Below are 13,530 nucleotides of genomic sequence, written 5' to 3'. Positions count from 1 at the left end.
TACTCTCTTTTTATGATTAGAAACCACCTTGTGCTGTTGCTTTTTCAGCTTCACTTAATCCTTCTTCTTTCATATATTCAGAAAATGGTTTAAGAATTTCAGCATGAAATCTAGTTTTGAATTTATTGATTTCTTCTTTTGAGAACCGTTCTGAATCTAATTTTAAAGCTTCGGCAGGAATAGGACTTTCTCCAGTTATTTTGGCATCAACCAATACAGGAATATTTTTTTCGATATCATTCAAAGCTTGTTCAAAAATATGATCTAACTCTTCAACTTTTCGAACAGTATATCCTTTAGCTCCCATAGCTTCCGCTATTTTTGCAAAATCAATACCTGTAAATTCAACACCAAGATATCCTTTGTTTGTAGCTTCTTGTTCATCTTTTATAAAACCAAATTGTTCATTTGAAAAGACAACATTGAGTATACCTAGTTTTTCTTGTACTTGGGTAGCTAGGTCTTGCATCACCATGGAGAATGCACCATCACCTGACAATGACCAAACTTGTCGTTCAGGATAATCTAGTTTTGCCGTAATTGCTCCTGGAAGTCCAACACCCATCGTTGCAAAAAGTCCTGATGTACGCCACATTTGTCCTTTACCCATCTTCAAGTGACGTACTGAAGTCATTGTAACATCACCCACATCAGTTGAAAATAAAGCATTATGAGTCGCCACTTTATTAATGGCGTGATAAACTTGATACATATTTAACGGAGATTGAACATCTTGCTCAAGAGAATCTGTATATGATTTCCAGTTAGCAACATTTTTTATGTTAGCACGCCACCACGCTGTTTCTGATTTTTCGTTGATATTTTCATTTAATGAATGAACGACTTTTTTGGCATCAGCTAAGATTGCTAATTCTGTTTTTTGTCTTTTTCCAAGTTTTGCTGGGTCAATATCAACTTGTACGACATGCTTCACATGTTCAAACATATTGGTCACATCAATAAAAGGTTGGTTGGTACCAAGCATTAAAACAGTATCTGCATTTGCGATAGCTTCATTTGCTGGTTTTCTTGATACACGGATTGCTGAACCTAAAAATGCTTCATAATCATGGTCAATAATATCTATCGCTAAGGCTGAAATCATGATAGGGGCTTTAAGTTTTTTGGATAGAGCAATTACTTCATCACCTGCTCCTCGCATTCCAATCCCTGCAAAAATCAAAGGACGTTCAGCATTTTCTAGAATTTCAGCTGCTTTTTCTATTTGTTTTGCTTCTGGATTAGCTAGTTTTGGTTGAGCATAAACTTGACTCGCATCAAACCAACTGCCTGAAGGAATTTCTTCCCATCCTAGATTAACTGGAAGTTGGACGACTGCGACTCCTCTTTGGCTATAAGCTTGTCTAATCGCTTCATCAATCACATGAGGTAAAGATTGAGCGGTCATAACTACTCGATGGTAAACAGCAACATCAGCATAAATGGGGTCTTCATTCATTTCTTGAAAAGTATCCATATTCATCCCACTTGTTCCAAACTGTCCAATGATAGCTAAGACTGGTACATGATCTTCTCTAGCGTCATAGAGTCCATTGAGCAAATGAGTCCCACCAGGTCCTGCAGAACCAAAAGCTACTCCAATATGTCCAGTGAATTTAGCGTGCATACTTGCGGCCATTGCTCCTACTTCTTCGTGACGAACTTGAACATAATGAATGTTTTCTCTTTCTTCTAAAAGTGCATCCATCAAAGAATTAATGGATCCTCCGGGAAGACCATAGATATTTTTTACTCCCCAATTTTCAAGAACTTTAACTGCAGCAACGCCTGCTTTTACGGTGTTTTTCATAATATTCCCTCCAGTATTTAATCATCAATCCAAGTAATACTGCTTGGTTTCTTTCTTCGTTTACATTTGTAAACCATAATTATATTATATGCCTATTTCTTATAAAAAACAACTCCGTAATTAAAAAAAATCAAGAAAAATGATATTTCGCTTGATTTTCATAAATATTTGTGAGCTTTATAACCCTTAATTGCAGGCAGCTCTTTCTTCATCCCACATTCTAACATTATCAATTGCACGTGCGATTTCTATTTTTCGTACGGAGCGAGGGAGAAATTGCCGAATATCATCTTCATTGTAACCCACTTGCAATCTGTATTCGTCTACAAGAAGTGGACGTCTTAGAAGTCCTCTATTTTTGCTGATTAATTTTACTAATTCACTTAGGCTAAGTGTATCAAAGTCCAAATCTAATGCCTTATAAATATGACTTCTTTTTGAAAGAATTTCTTCTGCACCCAATTCTGTTAATGAGAGTATTCTTAGAATATCACTTTTTTCTAACTCATCTTCTATCAAATTAACTTCTTCAAAGTTTAATTCATTTTTAATCAACCACTGTTTAGCTTTCTGGCTTGATGAGCATCCTGGGAAGTAAAATAATTTTATCATTGTTTTCATGTCCTTTTGTTATTATAATGTTTTTCTCATTTATATAATCATATTATAATAAAATTAAAAGTTTATGTCAATACTTTTATCATATTTTTTTAATTATTTTCTTATTATTTTTCTAATAAGAAAAACCAACACTAATTTGCTGGTTTTTTAATCTTAGATTTCTTGTAAATATTCTTGAAGAGGACTGGTATCTGAGATTCCCAAACATTTGATAAAGGGGAGCAGATAACCGATATCTTCACTCCCAATATTTTTGAGAATTGTGATTTTTCCTTTTCCTTGATAAATCTCTACTGTACTTTTATGACTTTCTTCGATAAAAAGATGCACATGCTCCTTGTTTCCTTGATGAATACTTACTTCTACTTCTGTGCCATTAGAAAATGTTCTACTTTGATTTCCTTGAAGATAACTATCAATCACAAGTTTCATCATTTCGCTTTCGATGACTGGGTCAATGTCAACAAACTGTTTGATTGTTGCTCTTTTTATCTTTGTGGCTCCTACTTTTCTTTGCTCCATATCGGCAATCTCCTATATTTTTATATTTCTATTATAACAAACGGTTTTATTAGAACAAAATGAGATATAATTAAAAAAGTGATTATCGAAATTTCTGATAATCACTTTATTTTTTTATCAAAACCAGTGTGTGCTAAGCCTTTAACTTAGTCTTGACTTCATTTTGAATGTTCTGTTATGAATGCTCCAATAGGTTTTATTGATTGAAGAGTTGGGATAATAAACATTAGAATACAAGTTTCGAGTGGAACTTGGAGTAATAACAGGACTCGGCCGCTAAGCAAGGTCATAAAAGTTGAAAAGTTCGAATTTGGTATCATCAACGTTATCCATAATGTATTAAAAAAGGTTGAATCTATGAGCATGATTATCGCAATCGCTATGAATACGAAGAACCAATGTTTTTTATTTTTTATGTCTAGACGTTTTTTATAGAAAAATATGCCATAAAGTATCCCTACAAAAAATGCAGAAATCGTAAACCCTGGGAAATAGGGCACTCCTGATAAGACAGCTCCTAGAATATCACCTATCATTAGGAGAATTCCTCCCCATAATGGTCCTGCAATCATTCCAATTAGTGCATTAGCAATAAAGACTGGACTAAGTCTAAAAAAACTATTGCCAATGGCTAGTCTTGATAGTACTAACTGTAACGCCAATAGAAAGGCCAAAAGGACTAAGCGTTGCAGCTCAATTTTTTTCGTAAAGTTTTTCATGTTATTCTCCTTGAATAAGATATGAATTTGACCATTTTGGAGTCATAAATCTATCACCTTGCTTGTAAATTTATTTGCTTACGCAAACAAATGAATAGCTAGTTAGTTTCATAACTTCAATCCTGCCAAACTCCGCTGGGTAAAGTTCCCATAAATTTAAGGTAGAGTAACACTGATTATTGTGCAAGACACAAAAAAACCAGCGGATGCGGAGTTGTACCGCGTACAGTATTTGTAATTTCAACAAATCTGTACTTCGCCTGCAAGCAACATCCCGTCTTGCAGTACTTAACGCACTTCCCCTACTCTGTGTGACATTTTTCATTATAGCATAATTATTTTCTCCTACTTTCACTAAAAGTTGTTGATTCATCAAAAATAACTCTGAAAGTTCGGATATCGCATTATCATTTGATTGGTATATTTTATATAAAAAAATCATCAGTAATCACTGACGATATCTTTTTATTTTCTATTTTCTGCGGTGAGTATCTCCAGTTTATGCTTCCATTCATTTTGGAACCATCGGTTTTCAAAAGTATCAGCAAGGATTGCATTTCTATCATTATGATTCTTGCTATTTTTTACGACTTTTATTGAAGCTTTTTTAGACATTTGATTTCCTCCTGTCAGTGGTCAGTAATAGCTGACCCTCTTAAACTGGTTTTCTCAAGAAGCCACCCCTTTGCGGCTCTTCAAAATCTAAACATAACACTCTGGAGATATCTTTTGATAACTCTGTAATAAATTATATCAAAAAATTACGATTTATTGAAATTAAAGCACTTCTTCTTTATTATTCCTTGTCAATTCAGCTCTGTCAGTGCTGACAGAATGCAAAAAAGCAAGCTCCTCATGTAAAAGGAGCTTGCTCAATGTTTGTAATTTGAAAAGAATTTCAGAGATGCCAAAGTTGGATAGGCTTTGACTTTATTATTCTATCGTATTCTTTTGATATTTACTAAAAATTTGCTTACAAATTTATTTGATAAATTTTAGCTTCTGTCAGTACTGACAGAATATTTTAAAGTCAAGATGACTAAAGAAAGTTTACTTTTTTGTTTTCTCTTCAAGAATTTTCATTCGTTTAATGAGCTGATGTTCTCCAAACAAAATAAGGAATAGCACTAAACTCCAACCGCCTAATAAAGCCGCTGAATCCTGTAAATCATCGCCACGTTGACTTGTAAATACTCTTGAAGGGTGGTCATTAACAACGTAAACCGTGATTTTATCCCCTTCATCTCCAAGTTTTCTAAAGTATACATCTAATGGACGACGAACGAAGTGTTTACCTTCAAACTCGTAAGAAACCTCATGAATCGCTTTGACATCGTCGCCATAAACAATTTTCCCTGAAACGGGTGTTTTTTCTAAATTTTTGTTTGCCTGATGAACTCCTATCAAAAATGATGCGCCACCAAGCATTGCTATTGCGACTATTAACGTAATAATGCGCAGAATTCGCTGGATAATTGTAATCGTTTTACTCATTCATTATTCCTATTTAAACATCTTCTATGTCGAATTTACTAAAAAATACAATATTTTAACTGGTTTCACTCTAAAATCCGATAAATTTTATATTACATACAAATATAATTACAAATCATCTATTCGGAGAGTAGCCTCTTATTATTCTACCATTTTTTGTTAATAAAAGTCGAATCCTTGATATGTCTATTATTTTATAAAAATCTAGTAAGGATGAATTTGTATAAACTAGTAAAATCTTATTGATACATTTGGAAAGACAAGAAAAAAACGCTTTTTTTTGATAAAATGGTCTAAGAATTTTTTAATTTCACTAGATGTGTGAAAGCAACTCTGTTTTTTGTCAAACGATCCTTTTGTATGGCATAAATGTCATTTCGCAACACCATGATTACGCTTCATTTAAAAGCAAAACAAATTGCTCTCACATCTTTATTAAACAAATCACTGACAGTTTTCTGTCAGCACTTATAGAAATGAAAAGAGGTGAAAAATGTCTTTTGATGGTATTTTTCTACACCACATGACCGCTGAATTGCAGCTCCTTGTCGGCGGTCGTATTCAGAAAATCAATCAGCCTTTCGAGCAGGAACTTGTGCTGACCGTGCGTGCAAATGGTAAATCACATAAACTTTTGCTGTCCGCTCATCCTGTATTTGGACGTGTTCAATTGACGAAAACAGACTTTCAAAATCCACAAAATCCGACTAATTTTGTCATGATTCTGCGCAAGTATTTGGCTGGCAGTTTCATTGAAAAAATTGAACAAGTTGGCAATGATCGACAAATTATTTTCCATATTTCCACCAAGGATGAAATTGGTGACATGATGAAAATCGCGCTAATTGCAGAAATTATGGGCAAACACAGTAACATTATCTTACTTGAGCAAACTTCAGGTAAAATTATTGAGAGTATCAAACACATTGGATTTTCACAAAATCAATATCGAACGATTTTGCCAGGTTCGACTTACATCACACCACCGCTGACAAATGCTATTAATCCTTTTGTCAGCACTGACGAAAAAATTTTTGATGCGCTTCAGACTGACAGCCTCTCAAAAGTTTTTCAAGGTATTGGGCGTGATAGTCGAGAGGCGCTTTCAGGTCTGTCAGTCAATGACTTTAAGCAAAAATTGACTAACGTTGTACCATCAATTTATTCTGATGATCGTTTTTCAAGTATTCAACTGACAGATGATTTTGTCAAATTTGATGATTTGTCAGAAATGCTGGATATCTATTATGCCGACAAGGCGGAGCGAGACCGTGTCAAACAAGTCGCAAGCAGCGTCATCAAAAAAGTTCAAAATGAGCTTAAAAAGAATCGTGACAAACTTAAAAAGCAAGAAACAGAGCTGTCAGCAACTGACAAAGCTGAAATTTTTCGTCAAAAAGGTGAACTCCTCAACACTTTCCTCCAGCAAGTGCCAAATGACAAACCATCAGTAACATTAGAAAATTATTATACTGACAAACCGATTGAGATCGCCTTAGATTTATCCCGAACGCCTGTGCAAAATGCTCAGCGCTACTTCCATCGCTATCAAAAATTAAAACAAGCTGTCAAATTCTTGGGCGAACAAATTGAGCAAACCAAACAAGCTATCACTTATCTTGAATCTGTTGAATCAAATCTTTCAAATGCTGATGTTCCTGAGATTGCAGATATTCGTGAAGAACTTATTCAGACCGGATATATCAAGCAAAAATATCGTAACAAGAAACAAAAAATGCTACCACCCGAAAAATATCAGGCCCCCGATGGCACAATTATTCTCGTCGGCAAAAATAATTTACAAAATGAACAAGTCACATTCAAACTCTCAAGACGTGGAGATTTGTGGTTTCATGTCAAAGATATTCCTGGAAGTCACGTACTTATTACGGGAAATCCCACTCCTTCTGATGAAACGATTACATTTGCTGGAGAACTCGCTGCTTATTTCAGCAAAGCACGTCACTCCAACCTTGTTCAAGTTGATGTTTTAGAAGCTAAAAAATTACACAAACCTACTGGTACAGCGCCCGGATTTGTTACCTATGACCGTGAAAAAACGATTCGCGTCACACCAGATGAAGAAATCATTAAAGCCAGAAAGATTTCGAGATAGGCTGATTTCTCATAATTAGCTCATCTCTATATGACTTTGACTTTAGTTGTTTAGTCAGACAAACTCCACAACTCAACTGTCTTACGCTTGCTTTTTGTTCCTTCCCCTTCGTCTTAAAAGCTTTAGTAATTTAGAACAAATCTACAACGTAATACAACAGAGTAACTTCTAAAACACTTTTAGAAGTTAAACAGTACCAGAAAGAATGATAATGAATGAAATATTAAAATGTCCTGTCTGCGACCAAGCATTAACTCCACATGAAAAAACTTATGAATGTAGCAATCATCATAGTTTCGATTGTGCTAAAGAAGGATATCTTAACCTTTTACTTAATGCCAAAAAGACAGCGGGTGATTCCAAAGAAATGATGGCAGCCAGACGAAATTTTCTCGCAAAAGGCTATTACGAAAAGCTGTCAGACCATATCAATACTCACTTACAAGCCGTCAGTACTGACAAAAGTTCTGTCATTGATATCGGCTGTGGTGAGGGCTACTACCTCTCACGCTTTCAACGTCAAATGGCTCATCATGCAGATCAGTTCTATGGTCTTGATATTTCAAAGCTCGGTATTCGTATGGCAGCAAAGAAAAATCCTGACATTCATTGGCTTGTGGCCAATTTTTCCAAACTTCCCTTTACTGACCATTCTATCAGCAGTGTTTTGTCCATGTTCGCTGAATATTCTGTCGAAGAAATTGATCGAGTCCTTGCTGACAAAGGTACTGTCATTATTGTCAGAGCTGCAAGCGACCATCTTTTGGAATTAAAAAATATCATTTACCCTGAAATTCATGAAAAAGTTAAAGCAGCCAGCATCAAGTATTTCCCAGGTTACCATGTTGAACGTGAAAATTATCGCTACAAAACAACGATTAAAACCACTGATGACCTGCTCAGCCTACTTCTAATGACACCTCACTACTGGAAAATAAAACCTGACGGTATTGACAAACTCAAAACATATAAAGAATTAGAAATCACTGTCAGTATCGAAATTGACTGTTTGACACGTCAATTTCATTAATCTAGTAAAATTTTAACATAAGTTTTTCCCTCACTAAATCCTGAAAGCGTTATTTTTTTCAAAATGAACAAAAGGCATTGAAAATTTTTTCTTTCGTGTAAGCGCATCCTTTCTGCCTGAAAAAACACTTTCATAAATGTTCAAAATTTGCTATAATTAGCTGTAATTATTTTATAGAAGGAGCCACTATGGCCAACGAAAATGTCATTCAAATGATTGATGTGACCAAACGATTTGGTGAATTTGTCGCTAACGACAAAATCAATCTTGAGTTGAAGAAAGGGGAAATTCATGCGTTACTCGGTGAAAATGGTGCCGGTAAATCAACACTAATGAATATCCTTTCAGGACTCCTTGAACCTACTTCTGGGGAAGTTCACGTCAACGGAAAACTCGAAAATATCGATTCTCCATCTAAAGCAGCCAACCTAGGAATTGGTATGGTTCACCAGCATTTCATGCTAGTTGACGCTTTTACAGTCGCGGAAAATATCATTCTCGGTAATGAAATCACAAAAGGACTAAACCTCGACCTCAAAACAGCGAAAAAGAAAATCCTTGAACTTTCTAATCGCTATGGTCTTACAGTAGAACCCGACTCTCTTGTGCGAGATATTTCTGTCGGACAACAGCAGCGTGTTGAGATACTAAAAACACTCTATCGTGGAGCAGATATTTTAATCTTTGATGAACCAACAGCCGTTCTGACTCCCGCCGAAATTACTGAATTAATGCAGATATTAAAAAATCTCATTAAAGAAGGTAAATCTATCATCCTCATCACACACAAACTTGATGAAATTCGTGCAGTTGCTGACCGTATTACCGTAATCCGCCGTGGTAAATCTATTGAAACCGTTGAGCTTGGAGACAAAACAAACCAAGAACTCGCAGAAATGATGGTTGGACACGCTGTTTCTTTCGTTACAGAAAAAGAACCTGCGCATCCTACTGATGTCGTTCTCCAAGTAGAGAATCTACAAGTCAGAGAAAATCGTGGTTCTCTTGCAGTTAAAGGACTTTCACTTGACGTTCATGCAGGCGAAATCGTTGGACTCGCAGGTATTGATGGAAATGGTCAAACTGAGCTAATCAAAGCAATTACTGGATTGATGAAAGTTGATTCAGGTACAGTAAAATTACATGGTAAAGACATTACAAATCAACGCCCTCGTAAAATTACCGAACAATCTGTCGGGCACGTTCCAGAAGACCGTCATCGTGATGGTTTAGTCCTCCAAATGACCGTCGCTGAAAACATTGCGCTTCAAACCTATTACAAAGCTCCAATGAGCAAATATGGATTCCTTGACTACAACAAAATCAATAGCTACGCTCGTGATTTAATGCATGAATTTGATGTTCGTGGTGCTGGAGAATGGGTTTCTGCTGGTTCTCTCTCTGGTGGTAACCAACAAAAAGCAATCATCGCACGCGAAGTTGATCGTAACCCAGACCTGCTCATTGTTTCGCAACCTACACGTGGACTTGATGTTGGTGCGATTGAATACATTCACAAACGCTTAATTCAAGCACGAGATGAAGGCAAGGCTGTCCTAGTTGTTTCTTTCGAACTTGATGAAATTCTCAATGTCTCTGACCGAATCGCTGTTATCCATGATGGTCATATTCAGGGTATCGTTTCTCCTGAAACAACCACAAAACAAGAACTCGGTATTTTGATGGTCGGAGGTAATATTAATGAATAGTAAAATGAAAAAAATTCTCGTACCAATCATTGCCGTTCTTGCTGGTTTTGTACTCGGTGCGATTATCATGGTGGTTTTCGGTTACAACCCACTGTGGGGTTATGAAGATCTCTTCATCTCTGCATTAGGTAGTGCCCGCTCAATTGGCGAAACACTACAAACTACTGGTCCACTTATCCTAACTGCCCTTTCCTTTGCAGTAGCAATGAAAGCTGGTCTATTCAATATTGGGATGTCTGGTCAAGCACTGGCAGGTTGGATTACTTCCATGTGGTTTGCACTCAGTTTTCCAGATATCCCTCGTGTACTTATGATTCCACTTGTTGTGATTATTGGGATGGTTTTCGGAGCTTTGATGGGCTTCATTCCTGGGATACTTCGGGCCTTACTTGGAACCTCAGAAGTCATCACTACCATCATGCTCAACTATATTATTTTATTCTTCTCGACCTATATGATTCATGATATGTTCCAAAAGAATATTTTGATGGAAAATACAACAGACCAAACAAAACTTATCAGTGCAAATGCTTCTTTCAGAACAGGCTGGATGTCTTCTCTTACAGATAATTCCACACTCAATATTGGGTTAATTATTGCTTTAATCGCCTTAGTGATTATGGCTATCGTCTTCTCAAAAACAACACTTGGATTTGAAATCAAAGCTGTCGGATTAAATCCAGATGCTTCTGAATATGCAGGTATTTCTGCAAAACGTACAATCATTATGTCAATGCTTGTTGCAGGTGCTCTTGCAGGTCTTGGTGGTGTCGTTTACGGATTTGGCTATATGCAAAACTTTGTTTCGCAGTCTGCTTCCCTTGACATTGGATTTAACGGTATGGCAGTAGCCTTATTAGGAGGCAATAGCCCCGTTGGTATCCTATTTGCTGGTCTCCTCTTCTCTATCCTTCAGACAGGCGCTCCCGGTATGATGAATGATGCTATTCCGCCACAAATCGTACAGGTCGTTACAGCTTCAATCATCTTCTTTATTGCAGTGAAATTCATCATCGAAGTAATGCTGCCAAAAGCAAAGGAAATAAAAGCTGCTGAAAATGCTAAGAAGAAAGGAGAAAAAGCCTAATGAATCTCGTTAACACTTTGCAAATTATCGTTGCAAATATGCTTATTTACTCAACACCTTTCATCTTCACAAGTATTGGTGGTGTATTCTCAGAACGGGGCGGTATCGTAAACGTCGGTCTTGAAGGTATCATGACCATGGGAGCTTTCAGTTCCGTTGTATTTAACCTGACAACAGCGAGTATCTTTGGAAGTTTGACCCCTTGGATTTCTATCCTGTTTGGTGCCTTGATTGGAGCAGTGTTCGCTTCGCTTCATGCCGTTGCCACAGTTAATTTCCGCGCAGACCACATTGTATCTGGTACTGTACTCAATTTAATGGCACCAGCACTGGGCGTTTTCCTTCTCCAAGTTCTCTATAATCAAGGACAAATCAACATCAACGAACAAATTGGTTATTGGGATTTTCCACTTCTCTCAAAAATTCCTATCATCGGTCAAATATTCTTTAGCCAAACTTCATTACCTGGTTTTCTCGCAATTGTTGTTGCATTTATTGCTTGGTATGTTCTCTTTAAAACTCGCTTTGGCTTACGTCTTCGCTCTGTTGGTGAAAACCCTCAAGCAGCAGATACACTTGGTATCAACGTTTATGCTTATCGTTGGGCAGGTGTCCTTCTCTCTGGTGTCCTTGGTGGTATCGGTGGTGCAATCTATGCCCAAGCTATTTCTGGTAACTTTGCTGTGTCAACCATCGTTGGTCAAGGGTTCATCTCACTTGCAGCAATGATTTTTGGTAAATGGAATCCAATCGGAGCTATGCTCGCTTCACTTCTCTTTGGACTTTCTACTTCACTTGCTGTTGTTGGTGGTCAAATTCCAGGGATTAAAGAAATTCCATCTGCTTTCTTGCAAATGGCTCCTTACGTCTTTACGATCGTCGTCCTTGCACTCTTCTTAGGAAAAGCAGTTGCTCCAAAAGCAGACGGTGTCAACTACATCAAATCTAAATAACAAAAAAGTCAGTTTAACAGCTGACTTTTTTCTATACATTTATTTATCTAATATCCTTTGACTAAATGTTGATATCTCTGAAAATCCTGCACTCTGAATCAAATGTTGAGCCTCTTGAATCCGATCAAGAGTTCTATCAGCTTTATGATTATCCGTACCCAAAGTTACAATTTTACCATCTGCCATCGCATACTCCGTAAGCAAGTATTGATAAAATATTTGTGCTTTTGGAAACTGGAATAATCGAGTATTTACTTCAATCCCCTTACCATTTTCAACTAATTTTTTGATAATTTGATGAATAATCCCCTCAAACTTATCATAATCAATCAGTTTATCTTGATACGGTCCATAACGCGCTACATAATCCAAATGCCCTAAACTATCAAAGCACTTAAATGTGTCTATGCACTCTAATAAATGTTCAAAATACTCTCTATGTGCAGTTATTTTGGATTTATTCTTATAATAATTTGTGTCTTCATAAACTTCAATATCATCAATTTCATGAATTGAACCGATAACAAAGTCAAAATCATGTTCATTGACAAATAAATCTATTTCCTCTTTAAATCGGCTGTCTAACCCTATTTCCAGTCCTTTTTTTATTTTGATTTTTCCTTCAAATTCTTTTTGGAGACTCTGTATCTCATCAAAATAAGCAGAAACATCTAGATTAAAACTTAGCCCTGGAAAATGAAATTCATGATGTTCAGTAAAACATATCTCCTCTAGTCCGTATTTTATCGCCTCTAAAACTTGATTTCTGGGGTTTTCTTCACTATCTGCAGAGAAGTATGAATGGAGATGATAGTCAACATTCCGCATCAATAACTTCCTTTCTGATGAAATATTTTTTTGTTTTGCTCTTTTTGATGACGTACTTTTAGTTTATCCTCTACATCAGAAAGAGTAATCTCTCTTTGATTCATCAATACAAAAAGATGATAGAGCAAGTCACAGATTTCTCCAACTAATTCTACTTTATCAGGATTTTTACTGGCAATAATGACTTCGCTTGCTTCCTCACCAACTTTTTTTAACACTTTATCTATTCCTTGTTCAAGAAGGTAATTAGTATAAGACTGCTCAATTGGATTTGATTTACGTTCTTCAATCAAGTGTTCTAGTTCTAAAAAAATATTTCTATCATCAAAAGCTTTAATTTCATTGAAAAAGCAAGAATAATTTTCTGTATGACAAGCTGCTCCAACTTGCTCGACATAGACTAACAACGTATCTTCATCACAATCAAGCATTATTCCTTTGATTTTTTGGATATGTCCAGATTCTTCGCCTTTATGCCAAAGTCTTTGCCGTGAACGTGAATAAAACCATGTTTCTCCTGTATCAAGCATTTTTTCATAGGCTTCCTCATTCGTATAAGCGAGCATCAAAATTTGCTTACTTTGATAATCTTGGACAATTACTGGTATCAAAATTTGTTTTTTAAAATCTGGTTTCATTTT

General features: G+C 36.2%; 13 protein-coding genes and 1 riboswitch. Of the genes, 5 read left to right on the top strand and 8 right to left on the bottom strand.

What is annotated here, in order from left to right; translation table 11 throughout:
- Positions 1–16 precede the first annotated feature (16 nt).
- The 6 genes from spxB to D7I46_RS03280 all read right to left on the bottom strand — a co-directional run bounded on the left by spxB (position 17) and on the right by D7I46_RS03280 (position 5,166).
- Positions 17–1,810, bottom strand: a complete 1,794-nt coding sequence (gene spxB / locus D7I46_RS03300) for a pyruvate oxidase (RefSeq protein WP_120771586.1) — start codon at positions 1,808–1,810, stop codon at positions 17–19.
- Between the two features lie 186 nt (positions 1,811–1,996).
- Positions 1,997–2,422, bottom strand: coding sequence for a Spx/MgsR family RNA polymerase-binding regulatory protein (locus D7I46_RS03295; RefSeq protein WP_120771585.1), 426 nt, complete (start codon positions 2,420–2,422; stop codon positions 1,997–1,999).
- Positions 2,423–2,584: 162 nt separating this feature from the next.
- A complete protein-coding gene (locus D7I46_RS03290) occupies positions 2,585–2,953 on the bottom strand; it encodes a hypothetical protein (protein WP_120771584.1) in 369 nt (122 codons plus the stop codon).
- 158 nt (positions 2,954–3,111) lie between these two features.
- Positions 3,112–3,672 carry a folate family ECF transporter S component gene (locus tag D7I46_RS03285; RefSeq protein ID WP_120771583.1) on the bottom strand — a complete coding sequence of 187 codons (561 nt, stop codon included), beginning with the start codon at positions 3,670–3,672 and terminating at the stop codon, positions 3,112–3,114.
- Positions 3,673–3,870: 198 nt separating this feature from the next.
- A riboswitch (THF riboswitch) is annotated at positions 3,871–3,984 on the bottom strand.
- A gap of 153 nt (positions 3,985–4,137) precedes the next feature.
- On the bottom strand, positions 4,138–4,287 hold the full coding sequence (locus D7I46_RS13240; protein WP_162930824.1) for a hypothetical protein: 150 nt from the start codon (positions 4,285–4,287) through the stop codon (positions 4,138–4,140).
- 435 nt (positions 4,288–4,722) lie between these two features.
- Entirely contained in the window at positions 4,723–5,166 is a 444-nt protein-coding gene (locus tag D7I46_RS03280; RefSeq protein WP_120771582.1) for a DUF3592 domain-containing protein, read from the bottom strand.
- Between the two features lie 493 nt (positions 5,167–5,659).
- Between D7I46_RS03280 and D7I46_RS03275 the strand changes: the two genes are divergently transcribed.
- The 5 genes from D7I46_RS03275 (at position 5,660) to D7I46_RS03255 (ending at position 12,061) form a co-directional block, all read left to right on the top strand.
- Positions 5,660–7,282 (top strand): Rqc2 family fibronectin-binding protein, encoded by a 1,623-nt coding sequence (locus D7I46_RS03275; protein WP_120771581.1) that lies wholly within the window; start codon positions 5,660–5,662, stop codon positions 7,280–7,282.
- Positions 7,283–7,493: 211 nt separating this feature from the next.
- Complete coding sequence (locus tag D7I46_RS03270) at positions 7,494–8,312, top strand: putative RNA methyltransferase (protein ID WP_120771580.1); 819 nt, start codon at positions 7,494–7,496, stop codon at positions 8,310–8,312.
- A gap of 188 nt (positions 8,313–8,500) precedes the next feature.
- The gene (locus D7I46_RS03265) at positions 8,501–10,021 is read left to right on the top strand and encodes an ABC transporter ATP-binding protein (RefSeq protein ID WP_120771579.1); all 1,521 of its coding nucleotides are present in this window, start codon (positions 8,501–8,503) and stop codon (positions 10,019–10,021) included.
- Positions 10,014–11,108 carry an ABC transporter permease gene (locus tag D7I46_RS03260; RefSeq protein WP_120771578.1) on the top strand — a complete coding sequence of 365 codons (1,095 nt, stop codon included), beginning with the start codon at positions 10,014–10,016 and terminating at the stop codon, positions 11,106–11,108. Before D7I46_RS03265 ends, D7I46_RS03260 begins: the two co-directional genes overlap by 8 nt.
- Positions 11,108–12,061, top strand: coding sequence for an ABC transporter permease (locus D7I46_RS03255; RefSeq protein ID WP_120771577.1), 954 nt, complete (start codon positions 11,108–11,110; stop codon positions 12,059–12,061). The genes D7I46_RS03260 and D7I46_RS03255 overlap by 1 nt, the downstream gene beginning before the upstream one ends.
- 39 nt (positions 12,062–12,100) lie before the next feature.
- Here the strand turns inward: D7I46_RS03255 and D7I46_RS03250 are convergent, their stop codons facing one another.
- Positions 12,101–12,889 carry a histidinol-phosphatase HisJ family protein gene (locus D7I46_RS03250; protein WP_120771576.1) on the bottom strand — a complete coding sequence of 263 codons (789 nt, stop codon included), beginning with the start codon at positions 12,887–12,889 and terminating at the stop codon, positions 12,101–12,103.
- Positions 12,889–13,527: a bifunctional phosphoribosyl-AMP cyclohydrolase/phosphoribosyl-ATP diphosphatase HisIE gene (gene hisIE / locus D7I46_RS03245; protein ID WP_120771575.1), complete on the bottom strand. Its 639-nt coding sequence runs from the start codon at positions 13,525–13,527 to the stop codon at positions 12,889–12,891. The genes D7I46_RS03250 and hisIE overlap by 1 nt, the downstream gene beginning before the upstream one ends.
- Positions 13,528–13,530: the final 3 nt, after the last annotated feature.

Source organism: Lactococcus allomyrinae, from assembly GCF_003627095.1.
Classification (GTDB): domain Bacteria; phylum Bacillota; class Bacilli; order Lactobacillales; family Streptococcaceae; genus Lactococcus; species Lactococcus allomyrinae.
Note: the sequence above shows the minus strand (reverse complement) of the source record. Positions and strands in the feature narration are given on the sequence as shown.

Coding starts and splice junctions, on each gene's coding strand:
- D7I46_RS03290 (WP_120771584.1), bottom strand. CDS start 2,953: ATGGAGCAAAGAAAAGTAGGAGCCACAAAGATAAAAAGAGCAACAATC.
- D7I46_RS03295 (WP_120771585.1), bottom strand. CDS start 2,422: ATGATAAAATTATTTTACTTCCCAGGATGCTCATCAAGCCAGAAAGCT.
- hisIE (WP_120771575.1), bottom strand. CDS start 13,527: ATGAAACCAGATTTTAAAAAACAAATTTTGATACCAGTAATTGTCCAA.
- D7I46_RS03280 (WP_120771582.1), bottom strand. CDS start 5,166: ATGAGTAAAACGATTACAATTATCCAGCGAATTCTGCGCATTATTACG.
- D7I46_RS13240 (WP_162930824.1), bottom strand. CDS start 4,287: ATGTCTAAAAAAGCTTCAATAAAAGTCGTAAAAAATAGCAAGAATCAT.
- D7I46_RS03275 (WP_120771581.1), top strand. CDS start 5,660: ATGTCTTTTGATGGTATTTTTCTACACCACATGACCGCTGAATTGCAG.
- D7I46_RS03260 (WP_120771578.1), top strand. CDS start 10,014: ATGAATAGTAAAATGAAAAAAATTCTCGTACCAATCATTGCCGTTCTT.
- D7I46_RS03270 (WP_120771580.1), top strand. CDS start 7,494: ATGAATGAAATATTAAAATGTCCTGTCTGCGACCAAGCATTAACTCCA.
- spxB (WP_120771586.1), bottom strand. CDS start 1,810: ATGAAAAACACCGTAAAAGCAGGCGTTGCTGCAGTTAAAGTTCTTGAA.
- D7I46_RS03250 (WP_120771576.1), bottom strand. CDS start 12,889: ATGCGGAATGTTGACTATCATCTCCATTCATACTTCTCTGCAGATAGT.
- D7I46_RS03255 (WP_120771577.1), top strand. CDS start 11,108: ATGAATCTCGTTAACACTTTGCAAATTATCGTTGCAAATATGCTTATT.
- D7I46_RS03265 (WP_120771579.1), top strand. CDS start 8,501: ATGGCCAACGAAAATGTCATTCAAATGATTGATGTGACCAAACGATTT.
- D7I46_RS03285 (WP_120771583.1), bottom strand. CDS start 3,672: ATGAAAAACTTTACGAAAAAAATTGAGCTGCAACGCTTAGTCCTTTTG.